This is a genomic window from Streptomyces sp. Rer75 (assembly GCF_013414305.1).
Classification (GTDB): domain Bacteria; phylum Actinomycetota; class Actinomycetes; order Streptomycetales; family Streptomycetaceae; genus Streptomyces; species Streptomyces himastatinicus.
Genome location: NZ_CP058693.1, coordinates 1,471,849 through 1,490,176 on the forward strand (window position 1 = coordinate 1,471,849; position 18,328 = coordinate 1,490,176).

Genomic DNA, 18,328 nt, shown 5'->3' on the forward strand with positions numbered 1-18,328 from the left:
GTCGGCTCTTCCAGAGGTCAGCGCGTGCCCGCGACCTCCTCCGGGCTGAGCACCTGGGCGAGGCGTTCGGCGGGCAGCAGGCCCTTCTCCAGGACGAGTTCGGCGACGCCGCGGCCGGTGGCGAGCGCCTCCTTGGCGATGCTGGTGGCCGCGCCGTAGCCGATGTACGGGTTGAGGGCGGTGACCAGGCCGATGGAGTTCTCGACCGTGGCGCGCAGCTCGTCGGCGTTGGCGGTGATGCCCGCGACGCAGCGGTCGGCCAGCACCAGGCAGGCGGCCCGCAGGTGGGTGACGCTCTCCGAGAGGGAGTGCAGGATGATCGGCTCGAAGGCGTTCAGCTGGAGCTGTCCGGCCTCGGCGGCCATCGTGATGGCCACGTCGTTGCCGATCACCTCGAAGGCCACCTGGTTGACGACCTCGGGGATCACCGGGTTGACCTTGCCGGGCATGATGCTCGAACCCGCCTGCACCGGCGGCAAGTTGATCTCATTCAGCCCGGCACGCGGGCCCGAGGAGAGCAGCCGCAGGTCGTTGCAGCTCTTGGACAGCTTGACCGCGATGCGCTTCAGGACACCGGACAGATGGACGAACGCCCCGCAGTCCTGGGTGGCCTCGACCAGGTTGGCGGCGGTGATCAGCGGCAGCCCGGTGATGTCCTCCAAGTGGCCGCGGGCGGCCTCCGCGTAGCCCTTCGGGGCGTTGAGGCCGGTGCCGATCGCGGTCGCGCCGAGGTTGATCTCGTGCACGAGGCCCGAGGCCTCCAGCAGCCGGCTCTGGTCTTCCTCCAGCATCACGGCGTACGAGGAGAACTCCTGACCCAGCGTCATCGGCACGGCGTCCTGGAGCTGGGTGCGCCCCATCTTCAGGATCTCGCGGAACTCCTCGGCCTTGGCGGCGAAGGCCAGGCGCAGCGTCTCCATGGCCGAGTGCAGTTCGCGGACGGCGATGATCGTGGAGACGTTGACGGCGGTCGGGTAGACGTCGTTGGTTGACTGGCTGAGGTTGACGTCCTCGTTGGGGTGGAGGATGCCGTACTCGCCCTTTTCGTGGCCCAGGATCTCCAGCGCCCGGTTGGCGATGACCTCGTTGGCGTTCATGTTCGTCGAGGTCCCGGCGCCGCCCTGGATCACGTCCACGGTGAACTGGTCGTGCAGTTCGCCGCGGCGTATCTCCTGGCAGGCGGCGGCGATGGCGTCGGCCTTGAGCGAGGAGAGCAGGCCCAGGTCCTCGTTGGCGCGGGCCGCCGCCTCCTTGACGGCCGCCAGGGCGTTGATGAGGTGCGGGTAGGCGGAGATGGAGGTGCCGGTGATGGGGAAGTTCTCGGAGGCCCGCAGGGTGTGGATGCCCCAGTACGCGTCGGCGGGGACGTCGCGGTCGCCGAGCAGGTCGTGTTCGCGGCGGTAGCCGGAGTCAGCGGTCATGGCGGTGCATGGTCCTTGGGTCAGGGTGGGGTGGGCGGATCAGGCGGCGGGCGGGGCGAGGACGTCGGTGGCGTGCAGCCGGCCGACCGTGGTGTCGCCGCCGACGACCGGGGCGGTGGCGAACTCGCCGAGGATGTCGGCGGCTATGCCGCAGTGGGCGAGGGCGGCCGCGGTCACCGGCATCCGGGCGCGGTCGGCACCGTCGGCGATCTTGACGACGACGGCCTGGCCATCCGACAGCCCGGCCATCTGCACGCCCTCGAAGCCGTCCTTGGCGAGCAGCCCGGGGACCTTGCGCATCAGCCGGGCGACGTCCCGGTCGTCGCCGGACGCCATCTCGGGGTGCGTGCGCATGGCGTCCGCGACCCGGCCCTCGGGGGTGTCCGGGGCGGCCGAGGCGATGGCGGCGGCGGCGCGGGCGAGGCCGAGCGGGGAGACGGAGAACAGCGGCGCGCCGCAGCCGTCGACGGTGACCTGGGCGACGCGCTGGCCGGTGAGGTCCTCCACGGTCTCGGCGATCACCTGCTGGAGCGGGTGGGCCGGGTCGAGGTAGTCCTCCAGCGACCAGCCGCGCAGCTTCGCGGTGTACAGCATCGCGGCGTGCTTGCCGGAGCAGTTCTGGGCCAGCCGGGTGGGCTTGCGGTCGGCGCGCAGCCACGCTTCGCGCATCGCGGAGCCGTACGGCAGGTCGGGGGTGTTGCGCAGCTCGTCCTCGGTGAGGCCCGCCTGCTCCAGGATGCGCCGGGCACCGGCCAGATGGGTGTCCTGGCCGGAGTGGCTGGCGGCGGTGAGCGAGAGCAGCGCGCCGTCCAGCGGCAGCCCGGCGCGCAGCAGCGCGACGGCCTGGACGGGCTTGATCGCGGACCGCGGGTAGAACGCCGCGTCGATGTCACCGGCCTGGAACGCGACCCGGCCGTCGGCGGCCAGGACGACCGCCGACCCGTGGTGCACGCCCTCGATCACACCGGCGCGGACGACATGGGCGAGCGGCACGTGGCGGGGTTCGCGGATGACGGGGGGCTCGGCCGGGGTGTGGCGAGCGTCGTCGGTGTGCTGCCCGGTGGTGGTGTTCATGGTGGTGGTGATGCTCCGGTCGTCGGGGTGGTTCAGGGGGTGGTTCATCCGCCTGGTCGGGTTGGGGCCGTCCTGGCCCGGCCGGTCTACCGCTTGGACGCCGCGTCCTCGCGGACGGCGTTCACCCGGCCCCTGGTACAGAACCAGCCGATGACCAGCGCCAGCGCGATGCCCGGGAGCGCCATGACGGTGAGCCGGCTGGGTCCGCCGTCGGCCCACATCAGGACCATGACGGAGAAGAGGAAGCCGAGGGTGACGATTTCGGTGTACGGCGAGCCGGGGAGCCGGTAGCCGGGCCGGGTGACCTGGCCGGCCTGGGCGCGGCGCCAGAAGAGCAGATGGCAGATCATGATGATCGCCCAGGTGGAGAGGATGCCGAGCGCCGCGAAGTTGAGCACGATCTCGAACGCCTCGCTGGGCACGACGTAGTTGAGGCCGACGCCCAGCACACAGACGGCCGAGGTGAGGAGGATGCCGCCGTAGGGCACCTGGGTGCGGCTCATCGCGCCGGTGAACTTGGGCGCGGAGCCCGCCATGGCCATCGAGCGCAGGATCCGGCCGGTGGAGTAGAGGCCGGAGTTGAGGCTGGACATCGCGGCGGTCAGCACGACGAGGTTCATCACATCGCCCGCCGCGGGCACGCCGAGCTTGGAGAGCACGGTGACGAAGGGGCTCTGGTCGGCGGAGTAGGCGCCGGAGGGCATCAGCAGGGAGAGCAGCACCACGGAGCCGACGTAGAAGACGGCGACGCGCCACATGATGGAGTTGATCGCCTTGGGCATGATCTTCTCGGGCTCCTGCGTCTCGCCCGCGGTGACGCCGACGAGTTCGACGGAGGCGTAGGCGAAGACGACGCCCTGGATGACCAGCAGCATGGGCAGCGCACCGTGCGGGAACAGGCCGCCGTGCTCGGTGATCAGGCTGGGGCCGGTGCCGTGGCCGTCCACGGGGTGGCGGCTGACCAGCAGGAAGATGCCGATCGCCATGAAGACGACGAGCGCGCTGACCTTGATGATGGCGAACCAGAACTCCAGCTCACCGAAGATCTTCACCGAGATCAGGTTCACCGCCAGCACGACGGCGAGCGCGATCAGCGCGATCACCCACTGCGGGATCTCGGTGAACATGCCCCAGTAGTGGGTGTAGGTCGCGACGGCGGTGATGTCGGCGATGCCGGTGGTGGACCAGTTCAGGAAGTACATCCACCCGGCGACGTAGGCACCCTTCTCGCCGAGGAACTCCCGGGCGTAAGAGACGAACGCGCCCGAGGACGGCCGGTGCAGCACCAGCTCGCCGAGGGCCCGCACCACCAGGAAGGCGAAGACGCCACAGACCGCGTACGCCAGGGCCAGTGAGGGCCCGGCGTCCTTCAGGCGCCCCCCGGCGCCGAGAAACAGCCCGGTGCCGATGGCACCGCCGATGGCGATCATGTTGACGTGCCGGGCCTTGAGGGACTTGCTGTAACCGGCGTCGCCGGCGTCTATGTGCTGGGGCTGGTCGGGCCCGTGGTCGTGGCGTTCTTCCTGCCGGAGGGACTGCTCGCTCACGCCTGCTGTCCGCCTTCCGTTGGTACGTATCACACGCCGTCCGCCGAAACGGGGCGCACGATGGAGGTCAGGGTGGTCTCGACCCGTTCGAGGTGGTGGGTCATCGCCGCCACCGCGTCGGGTTCGGACCCGTCGGCGAGCGCCTCGACGATCGCCCGGTGTTCTCGGTTGGACTGCTCCCGGCGGCCGCCGAGTTCGTTGAGAAATGCCGACTGCCGTGCCAGGGCGTCGCGAATCTCCTCGATGACCCGGCGGAAGACCGGGTTCTGCGCCGCCTGGGCGACGGCGAGATGGAACGTGGTGTCCATCGCCACCCAGGCGGTGGTGTCGGTCTCCCGCTCCATCCGGTCCAGCAGATGGGACAGGTGGTCGAGATCCTCGGCGGAGCGGCGCACGGCCGCGTACCCCGCGACGGGGATCTCGATGTGCCGCCGCACCTCCAGCAGGTCACTCGCGGCGTAGTCGCCGAAGGTGGGATCTTCCACCGGACCGCTGGAGATGACGAAGGTGCCCTTGCCGGTGCGCGAGGCGGTGAGCCCCATGGTCTGCAAGGCCCGCAGGGCCTCGCGGAGCACCGGGCGGCTCACCTCCAGGCGACGGCACAGCTCGGCCTCGGAGGGGAGTTTGTCCCCTACCGCGTAGTCGCCGCGCTCGATGGCCTCCCGGAGGTGGCTGAGGACCGCCTCCATGGCACTCACCCGACGAGGGAACGATTCTGCGCCTGTCTGGCTGTCTGACAAGTTCACTCGAGGATCCTGGGCCGTACGCCAAAGCGTTGTCAAGGGTTCTGATGCGGCGAATGATCCGGCCGCATAACGAAGGGTTCCGGCCAGCCTGTGCCCGCTTTATCCGTATATGGACTTTTGGTCGCCCAGGCCGGAGACTGCGACTGAGGGGGTGAAGGGACGTGTGACGCGCGATGGCGACGATACGGCGGACCGCAGCACGCACGGCGACGAGGACGCGGATCACGGCACTCGACACCCACGACATCCGCTTCCCCACCTCACGCTGGCTCCACGGCTCGGACGCCAGCCACCCCGACCCGGACTACTCGGCCGCGTACGTCATCGTCCGCACCGACGCCGGGGACGGCCTGGAGGGGCACGGCTTCTGCTTCACCATCGGCCGCGGCAACGAGGTCGAGGTCGCGGCGATCGACGCGCTGCGCCCGCGGCTGGTCGGCGCCGAGCTGCCCGCCCTGCCCGCCGGTCTGGCCGACGTCTACCGGGGGCTCGTCGACGACGGGCAGCTGCGCTGGCTGGGCCCCGAGAAGGGCGTCACCCACATGGCCGTCGCGGCGGTGATGAACGCCCTGTGGGACCTCACCGCCAAGCGCGCGGGCAAACCGCTGTGGAAGCTGCTGTCCGACATGACCCCGGAGGAGCTGGTCGCGCTCACCGACTTCCGCTACCTCTCCGACGCACTGACCCCCGACGGCGCCCTGCGGATCCTGCGCCGCGCCGCACCCGGCAAGGCCGGGCGCGAGGCCCGGCTGCGGGCCGAGGGCTATCCGGCGTACCTCACCTCCTGCGGCTGGCTCGGCTACGACGACGACCGGCTCGCCCGGACCGCGCGGGCGGCCGTCGCCGACGGCTTCACCCAGATCAAGCTCAAGGTCGGCGCCTCCCCGGACGACGACCTCCGGCGCTGCCGGATCGCCCGCGAGGCCATCGGCCCGGACATCCGGCTGGCGCTCGACGCCAACCAGCGCTGGGAGATCGGCGAGGCGGTCGAGCGCACCCGGGCGCTGGCCCCGTTCGACCCGTACTGGATCGAGGAACCCACCAGCCCTGACGAGATCATCGGGCTGGCCGCGATCCGTCGCGCCGTCGCACCCGTGAAGGTCGCGGCGGGCGAGCACACGGCCAACCGGGTCGTCTTCAAGCAGCTGCTGCAAGCGGGTGCGCTCGATGTGCTTCAGCTGGACGCCTGCCGGGTCGGCGGGGTCAACGAGAACCTCGCGATCCTCCTGCTGGCCGCCGAGTTCGGGGTTCCGGTGTGGCCGCACGCGGGCGGCGTCGGACTGTGCGAACTGGTCCGGCACCTGGCCATGTTCGACTACGTCGCGGTCTCGGGCACCCGGCGGGACCGGGCCATCGAATACAGCGACCATTTGCATGAGCACTTCCTCGACCCGGCGATCGTCACCGGTGGGCGCTACCGGGTTCCGACCGCGCCCGGCTTCAGCTCGGCGCTGCGGCCGGAGGCGCTGCGGGCGTATGCGTACCCGGACGGGGCGGCGTGGGTTTAGGGCGCGGTGCGGCTCCGGGTGCGCGGTGGTTCGTCCCCTACCCGCCCCTTCCCGAACCAGGGGGCTCCGACCCCTGGCCCCCCGGACGCCCTCCGGGCGTGTCCTCAATCGCCGGACGGGCTGGTTATTTCCAGCGCGTGGTAGGGGAAAGCCCCCGGGCCCTCGCCGCCACGCTGCCGGTGGGTGGTATCGGTGTGCCCCCTGCCGGGGACCCCGCGGCGTGCCCCGGGGAGACGGGGCGGCGCACGGGCTTATGGTCGCCACAGCCGTTCCACGACCGGAGCCGGGAGCACGATGCGCACGACGCGCCACCGCCTCGCCACCGCCGCCGCGGTCCTCGTGCTGGTCTGCGGCCCGGCCGCCGCGGGGTGCTCCGACGGGGGCGGGGACGGGCGGCGGGTCGGGGTGGTGGTGCCGTTCCTGACCTCACCGTTCTGGGAGGCGTACGAGCGCGCCATCCCGCGGCAGGCGGCCAGGGTGGGCGTACGGGTGCTGCCGACGGTGAACTCCAACAACGACGCGAGCCGCCAGGTCAGCGACATCCGCAATCTGCTCGCCCAGAACATCGACGGGCTGGTCGTCTCCCCCATCGACTCCGCCGCCATCGTCACCGGGCTGCGGGCCGCGCAGCGGCGGCGCGTCCCGGTGGTGGCGGTCGACGTGGCGCCCGACCGGGGCAAGGTGGCGATCGTGGTCCGGGCCGACAACCGGGCGTACGGCGAGAAGGCGTGCCGGAGCCTCGGGCGGGCCGTGCGGAGCGGCAAGGTGGTGCAGATCGAGGGCGATCTGGCGTCGGTCAACGGGCGCGACCGCACCGCCGCGTTCGACCAGTGCATGCGGCGCCGCTACCCGCACATCAGGGTCCTCGACATCGCCGCCGGGTGGCAGGCGGACAAGGCGGCGGCCGGGCTGGAGGCGCTGTACAGCGCCAATCCGGACATCAAGGGCATCTATCTCCAGGCCGGGGGCGTGTATCTGGCGCCCACGCTGCGCACGCTCCAGCGCCATCGGGCGCTGCATCCGAGAGGCCGTCGCGGCCATATCGCGATCGTCTCCAACGACGGGATCCCGCAGGAGCTGGACGCGATCCGGAAGGGGTGGATCGACGCGACCGTCTCCCAGCCCGCGGATCTGTACGCCCGGTACGCCATGGTCTACATCAAGCAGGCCATGGCCGGGAGGCCGTTCCGGAAGGGACGGACCGATCACGGCAGCCGAATCGTCGAGGTGCGCAGGGGCATCCTGGAGGATCAGCTTCCGGCCCCGCTGGTGACCCCGGCCAATGTGAACGACCCCGCGCTGTGGGGCAATCGCGGATGACCACCGGTCGGCCACCGCTGTGCGAGGCGCGCGGGATCACCAAGCGGTACGGGCCGACGGTGGCCCTGCGCGAGGCGGGGATCACCGTGCGGACGGGCGAGACGCACGCCCTGGTCGGGCGCAACGGCGCGGGCAAGTCGACGCTGGTGGCCGTCCTCACCGGGCTGGAGCGGCCGGATGCGGGCACGGTGTGGTTCGAGGGCGCGGCCGCCCCCGCCGCAGCGGACCGGGCGGCCTGGCGCCGCCGGGTGGCCTGCGTCTACCAGCAGTCCACGATCATCAACGAGCTGACGGTGGCGGAGAACCTGTTCCTGGGCCATCAGCCGGTCCTCCCCCGCACCTCGGTGATCAGCTGGCGGCAGACCCGCCGCCGGGCCCGGGCGCTGCTGGACGCCTGGGGCGTCCCCGTGCACGAGGGCGCGCGGGCCGGGGATCTGAGCGTCGAGGACGCCAAGATGGTGGAGATCGCGCGGGCGCTCTCCGAGGGCACCCGCTTCGTCATCCTGGACGAGCCCACGGCGCAGCTCGACAGCCGGGCGACGGCGCGGCTGTTCGCGCACATGCGGCGGCTCCAGGAGGCCGGGGTCACGTTTCTGCACATCTCGCACCATCTGCGCGAGGTGTACGAGATCTGCCAGGCCGTCACCGTCTTCCGGGACGCCCGCAGGATCGTCACCGCGCCCGTCGGCGAGCTGCCCACCCGGGCCCTGATCGAGAAGATGACCGGCGAACCGGCCGCCCCCGCCCGGCCCGGCGCACCGCCCCGGCCGCGGCCCCGGGGCCCGGTGGCGGTCCGGGTCGAGCGGCTGAGCAGCGCGGCCTTCCACGACGTGGGCCTCACCGTCCGGGCCGGTGAGGTGGTGGGGCTGGCCGGGCTCGCCGGGTCCGGCAGCCATCAGCTGGGCGAGGCGCTGGCCGGGCTGTACCGGCCGACCGGCGGCCGGATCGAGGTCTTCGGCCGTCCGCTGCGGCTGGGCAGCGTCACGGCGGCGCTCGCCGCCGGGGTCGGCTGTGTGCCGCGCGACCGGCGGGTGCAGGGGCTGATCCCGCAGCTGTCGGTGGCCGACAACATCACGCTGCCCATCGGCGACCGGCTCGGGCCCCGGGGGCTGATCCGGCCGTCCGCCCGGGACGCGGTGGCCCGCCGCGCCATCGAGCGGCTCGGCATCACCACCCGGGGCCCGGCCCAGCCGGTGACCGCGCTGTCCGGCGGCAACCAGCAGAAGGTCGTCATGGCCCGGGCGCTGGCCACGGATCCCCGGGTGCTGGTGCTGATCGATCCGACGGCGGGGGTGGACGTGCGGTCCCAGCGCGATCTGCTGGAGACCGCGCTGCGGGCCCGGGCCGAGGGGCGCGCGGTGCTGATCGTCTCCGACCAGCTGGGGGATCTGCGGGCCTGTGACCGGGTGCTGGTGATGGTGGGCGGCTTCGTCACCGTCACGCACCCGGCGGGCTGGACCGACCGGGAACTCGTCGCCTCGATCGAAGGGGTCACCCTCGGCCATGAATGACAGCGCCCATGAACGACCGCACCGCACCCATCAATGACCGTGCCCATGGATGACAGCGCCCATGAACCCCACGAATGACCTCGCCGCGCCGCGCACCGGCCGCGCCCGGCGCCTCGTCCCGGTCCGGATCCGCGATCTGGCGCTGCTGCCCGCGGTGGTGCTGCTGCTGGTCATCGGCGCGATCGGCAACCCCGACTTCCTCGACCGGGACAACCTGGTGAACATCCTGGGGGCGTCCTCGGCGCTCGGGCTGCTGGTGCTCGCCGAGGCGATGATCCTGATCAGCGGCAGGTTGGACCTCTCCCTGGAGTCGATCGCGGGCCTGGCCCCGGCCCTCGGCTTCCTGGTCGTCATCCCGGCCGCCTCCGCGGGCTTCGGCACCGAGTGGCCAACCTGGGTGGGGCTGCTGCTGATCCCGCTGGCGGGCGCGGGGCTGGGGGCGGTCAACGGGGCGCTGATCGTGGGGCTCGGGCTCAACGGGTTCATCGTGACGCTCGCGATGAACATCGTGCTGCGCGGCGTACTGATCGGCCTGGTCTCCGGCAAGACGCTGTTCGACGCGCCGGACGCGTTCTTCGTGCTCGGCTCGCGGGAGTGGCTGGGGGTGCCGATCTCGGTGTGGGTGACCGCGCTGTGCTTCGCGCTGGCCGGGTTCGTACTGCGCTACCACCGGCACGGCCGGGCGGTGTACGCGATCGGCGGCAGCACCCCCGCCGCCCGGGCGGCGGGCATCCGTACCGCGCGGGTCGGCTGGACGGTGCTGGTGGCCGGCGGTGCGCTGGCGGGGCTGGCCGGTCTGGTCATCGCGGGGCGGGTCGGCGCGGTGGGCGCCAACCAGGGCAGCGGTCTGATCTTCACGGTGTTCGCGGCCGCGGTGATCGGCGGCATCAGTCTCCGCGGCGGCCGGGGCTCCCTGCTGGGCGCGCTGCTGGGCACCCTGTTGCTGGGCATGCTGGAGAACCTGCTCACCCTCGCCCAGGTGTCGTCCTTCTGGATCCAGGCGATCTACGGCGGGATCATCCTGCTCGCCCTGGTCGTCGCACGACTGACGACCGGGGAGGCCCAGGAGTCATAGTATTAAGGGAAATGTCTCCGCAGATGGGACGGGTGCGATGGCCATCCCCGAGGGAATCGCGCCGACCGAAGCGCATGTCCCGTTCGACATGGCCGATGCGGCGACGGCCCTGATCGATGCCACGGGGACCGTCGTCGGCTGGACCACGGCGGCGGAACGGCTGCTGGGCTATCCGGCGCCGGAGGTGCTGAAGCGGCCGGGGACGATGCTGCTGGCGGCGCCGGAGGACGCCGCGAAGGCGGTGTCCATCGCCGAACAGTGCGGTGAGCACGGCGGCTGGGGCGGGCTGCTGGAGGTCCGGCACCAGGACGGCCACCGGCTCGCGGTGGGCCTGCGGGTCTCCCCGGTCACCGGGCTCGGCGACCGCACCTGCTGGCTGATCTCGGCGATCGACGTGGCGACGATCCCGACCTGGGCGGTCAGCGGATCGCTGCTCCAGGCGTTCCTGACCCGCTCCCCCATCGGAATGGCCGTGCTCAGCCCTGACCTGCGGTACGTGTGGATGAACGACACCCTGGAGCGCTACGGCGGCGTCCCGCGCGGCGAGCGGCTGGGCCGCCGGATGGCGGACTCGCTGCCGGGCCTGGACACCGAGGCGCTGGAGGCGAAGATGCGCCAGGTGCTGGAGACCGGCGTCCCGGTGATCGACTACGAGTACCGGGGCTGGACCATGGCCGAGCCGCACCAGGAGCACGCGTACTCGACCTCCTTCTTCCGCCTCGACAACGCGGACGACCACCCGGTCGGCGTCTGCTACATGGGCATCGACGTCACCGACCGCTGGCGCGCCCGGGAGCGGCTGGCCCTGCTCAGCGAGGCCAGCGAGCACATCGGCAGCACCCTGGACGTGATGCGCACCGCGCAGGAGCTGGCCGAGTTCGCGGTGCCCCGGCTCGCCGACTTCGTGACCGTCGACCTGCTGGACTCCGTCCTGCGCGGCGAGGAGCCCTCGGCCGGGCGGACCCGGATCCTGCCCCAGTTCCGGCGGGCGGGCCAGGCGTCCATCCACGAGGGCTGTCCGGAGTCCATCGCGGAGCTCGGGGACGTGGTCGCCATCTCCCCGGCGTCCCCGTTCGCGTGCAGCTTCCTGGAGGGGGAGGCCATCCTGGACCCGGAGCTGGACGCCTCGCTGGGCGCGTGGACCGGCGACGACCCGGCGCGGGCGCGGAAGGTCCACGAGTTCGGGATGCGCTCCCTGATGGTGGTCCCGATCTGTGCGCGCGGCACGATCCTGGGCGTGGCCTCGTTCGTCCGCACCCGGCATCCGGACCCCTTCGAGCCGGACGATCTGGTGCTCGCCGAGGAGCTGGTGACGCGCGCCGCGCTGTGCGTGGACAACGCCCGCCGCTACAGCCGCGAGCACACCGCGGCCCTCGCGCTTCAGCGCAGCCTGCTGCCGCACGCCCTGTCCGGCGGCCAGGCCCTGGAGGTGGCCTCGCGCTATCTGCCCACCGACGCGCGCAACGGGGTCGGCGGCGACTGGTTCGACGTCATTCCGCTGTCCGGGGCCCGGGTGGCGCTGGTGGTCGGCGACGTGGTCGGGCACGGCATCACCGCGGCGGCCACCATGGGGCGACTGCGTACCGCCGTGCACACGCTCGCCGACATGGACCTGCCGCCCGAGGAGTTGCTGGCCCATCTGGACGACCTGGTCATCCGGCTCACCGAGGAGGAGTCGGGCCAGGAGGGGGTGGGCGCGGCGGTGCTGGGCGCCACGTGTCTGTACGCGGTGTACGACCCGGTCACCCGGCGGTGCACGATGGCCCGGGCCGGGCACCCCCCGCCCGCGGTGGTGGACCCCGGCGGCGCGGTGTCCTACCCGCCGCTGCCCGCCGGTCCCCCGCTGGGGCTCGGTTCGCTGCCGTTCGAGTCGGCGGAGCTGGAGCTGCCCGCGGGCAGTCTGATCGCGCTGTTCACGGACGGCCTCATCGAGACCTGCGACCAGGACATCGACATCGGGCTCGGCCGGCTGAGCAACGCCCTGGCCCAGCCCGGGCTGCCACTGGAGGAGCTGTGCTCGACGGTCGTCGACGCCCTGCTGACCCGCCCGCAGTCGGACGACGTGGCCCTGTTGCTGGCCCGTACCCACGCACTGGGCGCCGGGCACGTCGTCTCCTGGGACCTGCCCCACGACCCGGCCGTGGTCGCCAACGCCCGCTCGCTCGCCGTCCACCAGCTCGCCGAATGGGGCCTGGAGGAGCTGGTGATGACCACCGAGCTGATCGTCAGCGAGCTGGTCACCAACGCCATACGGCACGGCACCGGGCCCATCCGGCTGCGGCTGATCCGGCACGAGGTGCTGATCTGCGAGGTGTCGGACACCAGCAGCACCTCCCCGCGGCTGCGCCATGCCCGTACCACCGACGAGGGCGGCCGCGGGCTGTTCCTCGTCGCGCAGATGACCCGCCGCTGGGGCACCCGCTACACCGAGGGCGGCAAGCTCATCTGGGCCGAACAAGACCTTCCGGACGCGGCATGAGGCACGCTCCGGCGCGTCCACGCCCTATCCATGATCGGTTTCCTCCCGCACACTGGCCCTATGCCAAGGGGAGGGGGGCATCCGACGTGCGCGGAGAGGTCGGCGACCGGGACCTGTGGAGGCGGCGGCTCGCCTCCCGGTGGGTGCGCGGCGGCGCCGCGGTGCTGGCGGGCGCGCTGCCCGCGCTGGCGTTTCCCGCGCCGTCGCTGTGGTGGTTCGCGTACGTCGCCCTGGTGCCCTGGCTGCTGCTGACGCGCTCGGCGCCCACGATCCGGCGGGCGGCGTACGACGGCTGGCTGGGCGGGGCCGGGTTCCTGCTCGCGGCGCACCACTGGCTGATGCCGAGCCTGCATGTGTTCATCGTGCTGCTGGCGCTGCTGCTGGGGCTGTTGTGGGTGCCGTTCGGCGCGCTGACGCACCGGCTGCTGCACGGCCGTCCGGGGCCCGGCCGGGCGGGCGCCGCGCTGGTGCTGCTGCCGTCGGCATGGCTGCTGGCCGAGCTCGTGCGGTCCTGGCAGTACCTTGGCGGGCCGTGGGCGCTGCTCGGGGCGAGCCAGTGGCAGGTGCCCGTCGCGCTGCGGCTGGTGTCGGTGGGCGGGGTGTGGCTGGTCGGCTTCCTGCTGGTCCTGGTGAACGTCGCGCTGACCGTGCTGATCACGCTGCCTTGGGCCCGTACGGTCGCGGTGGCCGGGCTCACCGCGTGCGGTGCGGCGGCGGCCGGGGTGTGGGCGTGGGCGCCGGTGCCGGAGGAGACCGGGACCAGGCGGATCGCGGTGGTGCAGCCCGGGGTGATCAAGGGGCCGGAGCCGCGTCTGGAGCGCAGCGTCGAGCTGACCCGGCAGCTGGCGGGCCACCATCCGGACCTCGTGGTGTGGGGCGAGAGCAGCGTCGGCACGGATCTGGGCGACCGGCCGGGGCTGGCGAAGCGGCTGGGTGCACTGTCCCGTTCGGTGGGCGCGGAACTGCTGGTCAACGTGGACGCGCGGCGCAGCGACCGGCCGGGGATCTACAAGAGTTCGGTGCTGATCGGGCCGGACGGTCCGACCGGTGACCGCTACGACAAGATGCGGCTGGTGCCGTTCGGCGAGTACGTCCCGGCCCGGTCGCTGCTGGGCTGGGCCACCTCGGTGGGCAAGGCGGCCGGTGAGGACCGGCATCGCGGCACCGAACAGACGGTGATGCGGCTGCCGCAGGGCCTGCGCATCGGGCCGGAGGTCTGCTTCGAGTCGGCGTTCCCGGACATGAGCCGCAATCTGGCGCGGGACGGGGCGCAGATGCTGGTCGTCCAGTCGGCGACGTCGACGTTCCAGCAGAGCTGGGCGCCCGAACAGCACGCCACGCTGGCCGCACTGCGCGCCGCGGAGACCTGGCGGCCGATGGTGCACGCGACGCTGACCGGCACGAGCGCGGTCTTCGGCCCGCACGGCGAGCCGGTGGGCGACCGCATGGGTACGGACACCAGCGCGGCGGAGGTCTACTCGGTGCCGCTGGCGGAGGGAACCAGCCCGTACGTACGGACCGGGCCGTTGACGGTGTACGGGGCGCTGGCCGCGCTCGCCGTGTACGGGGTGACGGAGGCGGTCCGGGTGCTCAGGCGCCGTTCCGTTTCCCGAACCCCTCCGCGTCCCTGATCACCCGCTCGCACAGTTCATGGGTGCGCAGCGCGTCCGACGCATCGAGCCGCCTGCCGGTGCGCACGGCGTCGAGGAAGGCGTCGGTGATCTGCTCGATGCCGCGCTGCCGGGCGACCGGCACCCAGTCGCCGCGGCGCCGCACGCTCGGCTGCCCCTTGTGGTCCGTGATCTCGGCGAGGTTGGTCACCTGCCGCTTGGTGTCCTGGCCGGAGACCTCCAGGATCTCCTCGGTGGAGCCGCTCATCCGGTTCATCACGCCGAGCGCGCTGAACCCGTCGCCGGACAGCTGGAGGACGACGTGGTGCAGCAGCCCGTCACGGATCCTGGTCCGCACGTCGATGTGGTCGACCGGGCCGGGGGCGAGGAAGCGCAGGGTGTCGACGACGTGGATGAAGTCGTCCAGGACGAGGGTGCGCGGATCCTCGGGGAGGCCGACGCGGTTCTTCTGCATCAGGATCAGATCGCGCGGATGGTCCAGGCACTGCGCGTACCCGGGGGCGTAGCGCCGGTTGAAGCCGACCATCAGGCTGACGCCGCGGTCCTCGGCCAGCCGCACCAGCCGCTCGCTCCGGTCGAGTTCGTACGCGAGCGGCTTGTCGACATAGGTGGGCACCCCGGCGTCCAGGAGCCGGGTGACGAGCCCGGCGTGCTCGGCGGTCGGGGCGTGCACGAACGCGGCGTCCAGGTCCGCCGCGAGCAGCGAGTCCAGGGCGGTGTGGCGCTGGGCCCCGGGCACCCGGTGGGTGTCGGCGACCCGCTGGAGGGTGGCGGGGGTGCGGGTGTGCAGATGCGGCTCCACCCCGGGCCGCGCCATGAGCACGGGCAGATAGCCCTTCTGCGCGATGTCGCCGAGACCGATGCAGCCGACCCTCACGATGCCTCCTGGTGTTCGGTGGCCGTGTCCACCCTACTCAGGACGGCCGGCGGGGTATGCGGCCTCCCCGGAGGCCGGAGGGTGCCAGTCGGCGATGCCGTCGAAGCCGCGCAGCAGCAGCCCGGGGGCGAGGCGGGTGGCGGCGGCGACGGCGGTGTTGCGGAGGGCCACGGCGGGGGGCGCCGGTCAGGGAGATCGCGCGGGCGGCGCGCGCGGAGCGGCGTACGACGTCCATCGTGCGCGGCAGCCGGTCGCGGGTGTACGCGGCGAGCCCGCCGGACGGGTCGGCGGCCTCGTCGGCGGCGTGCGGTGACAGATGGTGGGCGAGGACGACGGCGTCCTCGATGGCCTGGTTGCCGCCCTGCCCCAGGGTGGGGGCCATGGCGTGGGCCGCGTCGCCGAGGAGGGCGGTCCGGCCCCGGTGGTAGGCGGGCAGCGGGTCGGTCATGGCCCGGACGTCATGGCGCAGGACGGCGCCGGGTTCGGTGGCCGCGAGGAGGTCGGGGACCGGCCGGTGCCAGTGGCCGAAGAGCCGGAGCAGTTCGGCCTTCTCGTCGTCGGGGGCGCGGCCACCGGCCGGGGGGTGGCGGACCCGGCGGGCTCGGCGGCCCCGCCGCCGACCACGGCGCCGATCCGGTTCCCCCGCTGGCCGACGCGCTCGCCCTCGCGCTGCACCGCTCGCTCACCCAAGCGCCCGATCTGCTGATCGCGCGGTACGAACTGGCCCTGGAGGCGACCCGCCGCCCCGAACTGCGGGAGTTCTACGACGCGGCGGGGCACGGCATCCGCGAGCCGCTGGAGTCGCTGATGACCGCGGTGGGATCCGGCGAACCGCACGCCCGGTCGCTGGTCGCCTGGTGCGAGGGGCAGATGTTCAGCTGCGCGGCCGGGGCCGACCACGCCGCGGTGCCCGAACGCGCGGCGCTGCGCGCCGGGTTCGAGGAGCTGCTGCGCGGGATGCTCGGCCGCTGACCCGAAACGACCCGTGCCGCCGAGCCGGCCGGGAGCTCGATGCGACGAACGCCCCGAAGCGCCCCGCACCGCCGATGAACGCACCAGCCTGGAGGGGTGGCTGGACTTCCACCGCGCGACCCTGGCCCTCAAGTGCGAGGGACTCGACGACAAGCAGCTCCGCGAGGCGTCCGTGCCGCCGTCCGGGCTCACCCTGCTCGGGCTCGTACGGCACATGGCCGAGGTCGAGCGCAGCTGGTTCCGGCGGGTGCTGGACGGTCAGAGCGCGCCGCCCATCTGGTACAGCGAGGAGGATCTGGACGGCGAGTTCCGGGTCACCGAAGCGGACACCGGCGAGGCCGCGTTCGCGATCTGGCGGGACGAGGTCGCCGAGGCCCGCGCCGCCGCCGCGCGCCACTCCCTGGACACGGTCGTCACCCGCCGCGAGCACGGCCACGGGGACTACAACCTGCGCTGGATCTACCTCCACATGATCGAGGAGTACGCCCGCCACAACGGCCACGCCGACCTCATCCGCGAGCGCATCGACGGCGTCACCGGCGACTGATCCACAACGGTCCGTCAGAGCGCGAGCCGCTGCGCCAGCCGGGCGATCGCCGCCCGTACCCGGTCCCCGTACGGATCGTCGCCCAGCGTGCCCGCGCTCGCCCGGGCCAGCTCCAGCTGGCTGCGGGCCGCCGCCTCCTGGCCGAGCTTCGCGTAGTCGGCGGCCAGATTGAGGTGGAGGGCCGGGTAGAGGGCGCGCAGCCGGGGCGTGGGGTTACGGGCGCCGGGCCCGTCGGCCGCGGCCAGGGCCAGCAGGTCCCACAGCAGCTCATCGGCCGGATCGTCCTGGGTGTCGGCGAGGTAGTGGGCGAGGGCGCAGCGGTGGAACGGGTCGCCGTCGCCCTCGATCTCCCGCCACAGCGCGGCCAGCCGGTTGCGCGCCTCCTCGCGGTCGCCGCCCCGGTGCAGCATGACCGCCTGCCCGATCCGGGTCAGCACGGCCTCGTCCTCCGGCGCCTCCCGCCGTACGTCGCCCATCCGGTCCTCCCGCCTGCGCAACCGCCGGTACCCCCCGCCTGCGGCCGACGCTAGCCCGGGAGCCGCACCACCCCCGTCAGGCGGGCCCATCGGGTCAGTCCGGCGGCCCGTACCGCTCGGCCAGTTCGGTGACGGCACGGGCGACGGCGGTCCGCAGCTCGGGCGGTCCGAGCACCTCGGCGTCGGTGCCCAGCCGCAGCATGTCGTCGACCGCGACGGGCAGCGACTCCACGGGCAGCGCCACCCGCACCCTCCCCCGGTCGTCGGGCGGGCCCGCCGCGGCGGCCGCCACCGCGCCGACCGCGCCGAACTTCATCGGCAGCAGCCGCAAGCCCCGCTCGGTCAGCAGCAGTTCGGCCTCGCCCCGGAAGCGCGCGGCCTCCATGGCGCGCGCCGACTCCTGCCAGTAGGCGGCGAGATCGAACCCGGCGGGGCGCTCGAAGACCTCCCCGAGCACCTCGGCGGCCAGGATCCGCGCCACCCGGTAGCTGCGGATGGTGTCCTCCGCCCTGGCCACCAGGTACCAGATGCCGCCCTTGAGGACGAGCCCGAGGGCGTGCAGATCGCGGTGCACCTCGCCGCGCCAGCGCCGGTAGTGCACCCGCAGCACCCGGCGCCGCCAGACGGCCTCGGCCGCCGCCGCGAGGTACGGCACCGGCTCGGCGTCCCGGAACCAGCCGGGCGCGTCGAGGTGGAAGCGCTCCTGGATGCGGCGCGACCGCTCGTCCAGCTCGGGCGGCAGCGCGGCCCGCAGCTTGAGCTGGGCGGTGGTGAGGTCCGCGCCGAGGCCCAGCTCGGCGGCCGGGCCGGGCATTCCGGCCAGGAAGAGCGAGTCGGCCTCGTCGCCGGTGAGCCCGGTCAGCCGGGTGCGGTAGCCGTCCAGCAGCCGGTAGCCGCCCGCGGGGCCGCGGTCGGCGTAGACCGGCACGCCGGATCCGCTCAGCGCGTCGATGTCGCGGTAGACGGTACGGACCGACACCTCCAGCTCCGCGGCGATCTCCGGCGCGGTCATCCGGCCCCGGTTCTGGAGCAGAAGGAGCAGGGAGAGCAGGCGGTCGGCACGCATGCGGTCCATTGTGCGCCCGTACCTGACAGAAGATGTCAGGTACGGCGGGCAGAGTCGTCCTCACCAGCGCACGGCCTG

General features: G+C 72.9%; 15 protein-coding genes and 2 pseudogenes. 9 read left to right on the forward strand and 8 right to left on the reverse strand.

Annotation, left to right across the window (positions count from 1 at the left end; all coding sequences use genetic code 11):
* Positions 1–17 precede the first annotated feature (17 nt).
* From aspA to HYQ63_RS05595, 4 genes are all read right to left on the reverse strand, one after another.
* Positions 18–1,421 carry an aspartate ammonia-lyase gene (gene aspA, locus HYQ63_RS05580; RefSeq protein ID WP_063732774.1) on the reverse strand — a complete coding sequence of 468 codons (1,404 nt, stop codon included), beginning with the start codon at positions 1,419–1,421 and terminating at the stop codon, positions 18–20.
* A 39-nt stretch (positions 1,422–1,460) separates the two neighbouring features.
* Positions 1,461–2,495: an asparaginase gene (locus HYQ63_RS05585; RefSeq protein WP_179939779.1), complete on the reverse strand. Its 1,035-nt coding sequence runs from the start codon at positions 2,493–2,495 to the stop codon at positions 1,461–1,463.
* Between the two features lie 86 nt (positions 2,496–2,581).
* Positions 2,582–4,042 carry an amino acid permease gene (locus HYQ63_RS05590; RefSeq protein ID WP_179932801.1) on the reverse strand — a complete coding sequence of 487 codons (1,461 nt, stop codon included), beginning with the start codon at positions 4,040–4,042 and terminating at the stop codon, positions 2,582–2,584.
* Positions 4,043–4,071: 29 nt separating this feature from the next.
* The gene (locus HYQ63_RS05595) at positions 4,072–4,788 is read right to left on the reverse strand and encodes a FadR/GntR family transcriptional regulator (RefSeq protein WP_179932802.1); all 717 of its coding nucleotides are present in this window, start codon (positions 4,786–4,788) and stop codon (positions 4,072–4,074) included.
* Positions 4,789–4,961: 173 nt separating this feature from the next.
* On the opposite strand from HYQ63_RS05595, the gene HYQ63_RS05600 reads away from it, so the two are divergent.
* From HYQ63_RS05600 to lnt, 6 genes are all read left to right on the forward strand, one after another.
* Positions 4,962–6,296, forward strand: coding sequence for an enolase C-terminal domain-like protein (locus HYQ63_RS05600; RefSeq protein WP_179932803.1), 1,335 nt, complete (start codon positions 4,962–4,964; stop codon positions 6,294–6,296).
* A gap of 294 nt (positions 6,297–6,590) precedes the next feature.
* Positions 6,591–7,616 (forward strand): sugar ABC transporter substrate-binding protein, encoded by a 1,026-nt coding sequence (locus tag HYQ63_RS05605; RefSeq protein WP_257231643.1) that lies wholly within the window; start codon positions 6,591–6,593, stop codon positions 7,614–7,616.
* Positions 7,613–9,127, forward strand: coding sequence for a sugar ABC transporter ATP-binding protein (locus HYQ63_RS05610; RefSeq protein WP_179932804.1), 1,515 nt, complete (start codon positions 7,613–7,615; stop codon positions 9,125–9,127). The genes HYQ63_RS05605 and HYQ63_RS05610 overlap by 4 nt, the downstream gene beginning before the upstream one ends.
* 61 nt (positions 9,128–9,188) lie before the next feature.
* Positions 9,189–10,202, forward strand: a complete 1,014-nt coding sequence (locus HYQ63_RS05615; protein WP_218929547.1) for an ABC transporter permease — start codon at positions 9,189–9,191, stop codon at positions 10,200–10,202.
* Between the two features lie 37 nt (positions 10,203–10,239).
* Positions 10,240–12,681 (forward strand): SpoIIE family protein phosphatase, encoded by a 2,442-nt coding sequence (locus tag HYQ63_RS05620; protein WP_179932806.1) that lies wholly within the window; start codon positions 10,240–10,242, stop codon positions 12,679–12,681.
* Between the two features lie 86 nt (positions 12,682–12,767).
* Entirely contained in the window at positions 12,768–14,312 is a 1,545-nt protein-coding gene (lnt, locus tag HYQ63_RS05625) for an apolipoprotein N-acyltransferase (protein ID WP_179932807.1), read from the forward strand.
* Here lnt and HYQ63_RS05630 read toward each other — a convergent pair.
* Together HYQ63_RS05630 and HYQ63_RS05635 are read right to left on the reverse strand one after the other, a co-directional pair.
* Positions 14,272–15,189 carry a Gfo/Idh/MocA family protein gene (locus HYQ63_RS05630; RefSeq protein WP_179932808.1) on the reverse strand — a complete coding sequence of 306 codons (918 nt, stop codon included), beginning with the start codon at positions 15,187–15,189 and terminating at the stop codon, positions 14,272–14,274. The genes lnt and HYQ63_RS05630 overlap by 41 nt on opposite strands.
* Before the next feature lie 33 nt (positions 15,190–15,222).
* Positions 15,223–15,769, reverse strand: a pseudogene (locus HYQ63_RS05635) (FAD-dependent monooxygenase); the annotation flags it as partial.
* Between HYQ63_RS05635 and HYQ63_RS05640 the strand changes: the two are divergent.
* The 3 genes and pseudogenes from HYQ63_RS05640 (at position 15,650) to HYQ63_RS05650 (ending at position 16,708) form a co-directional block, all read left to right on the forward strand.
* Entirely contained in the window at positions 15,650–15,895 is a 246-nt protein-coding gene (locus HYQ63_RS05640; protein WP_179931892.1) for a hypothetical protein, read from the forward strand. The pseudogene HYQ63_RS05635 and the gene HYQ63_RS05640 sit on opposite strands and share 120 nt — an antisense overlap.
* Positions 15,793–16,161: pseudogene (locus HYQ63_RS05645) on the forward strand (TetR/AcrR family transcriptional regulator); the annotation flags it as partial. The gene HYQ63_RS05640 and the pseudogene HYQ63_RS05645, both read left to right, overlap by 103 nt.
* A gap of 13 nt (positions 16,162–16,174) precedes the next feature.
* Positions 16,175–16,708, forward strand: a complete 534-nt coding sequence (locus tag HYQ63_RS05650) for a DinB family protein (RefSeq protein WP_179932809.1) — start codon at positions 16,175–16,177, stop codon at positions 16,706–16,708.
* A gap of 14 nt (positions 16,709–16,722) precedes the next feature.
* Here the strand turns inward: HYQ63_RS05650 and HYQ63_RS05655 are convergent, their stop codons facing one another.
* Positions 16,723–17,184: a hypothetical protein gene (locus HYQ63_RS05655; RefSeq protein WP_179932810.1), complete on the reverse strand. Its 462-nt coding sequence runs from the start codon at positions 17,182–17,184 to the stop codon at positions 16,723–16,725.
* 94 nt (positions 17,185–17,278) lie between these two features.
* Positions 17,279–18,259 carry a YafY family protein gene (locus HYQ63_RS05660; protein ID WP_179932811.1) on the reverse strand — a complete coding sequence of 327 codons (981 nt, stop codon included), beginning with the start codon at positions 18,257–18,259 and terminating at the stop codon, positions 17,279–17,281.
* Positions 18,260–18,328: the final 69 nt, after the last annotated feature.

Bases quoted from the DNA above. Each gene is read 5' to 3' on its own strand.
- aspA (WP_063732774.1), bottom strand. From the start codon at position 1,421: ATGACCGCTGACTCCGGCTACCGCCGCGAACACGACCTGCTCGGCGAC.
- HYQ63_RS05585 (WP_179939779.1), bottom strand. From the start codon at position 2,495: ATGAACACCACCACCGGGCAGCACACCGACGACGCTCGCCACACCCCG.
- HYQ63_RS05600 (WP_179932803.1), top strand. From the start codon at position 4,962: ATGGCGACGATACGGCGGACCGCAGCACGCACGGCGACGAGGACGCGG.
- HYQ63_RS05605 (WP_257231643.1), top strand. From the start codon at position 6,591: ATGCGCACGACGCGCCACCGCCTCGCCACCGCCGCCGCGGTCCTCGTG.
- HYQ63_RS05610 (WP_179932804.1), top strand. From the start codon at position 7,613: ATGACCACCGGTCGGCCACCGCTGTGCGAGGCGCGCGGGATCACCAAG.
- HYQ63_RS05615 (WP_218929547.1), top strand. From the start codon at position 9,189: ATGAACCCCACGAATGACCTCGCCGCGCCGCGCACCGGCCGCGCCCGG.
- HYQ63_RS05620 (WP_179932806.1), top strand. From the start codon at position 10,240: ATGGCCATCCCCGAGGGAATCGCGCCGACCGAAGCGCATGTCCCGTTC.
- HYQ63_RS05640 (WP_179931892.1), top strand. From the start codon at position 15,650: ATGGCGCAGGACGGCGCCGGGTTCGGTGGCCGCGAGGAGGTCGGGGAC.
- HYQ63_RS05655 (WP_179932810.1), bottom strand. From the start codon at position 17,184: ATGGGCGACGTACGGCGGGAGGCGCCGGAGGACGAGGCCGTGCTGACC.
- HYQ63_RS05660 (WP_179932811.1), bottom strand. From the start codon at position 18,259: ATGGACCGCATGCGTGCCGACCGCCTGCTCTCCCTGCTCCTTCTGCTC.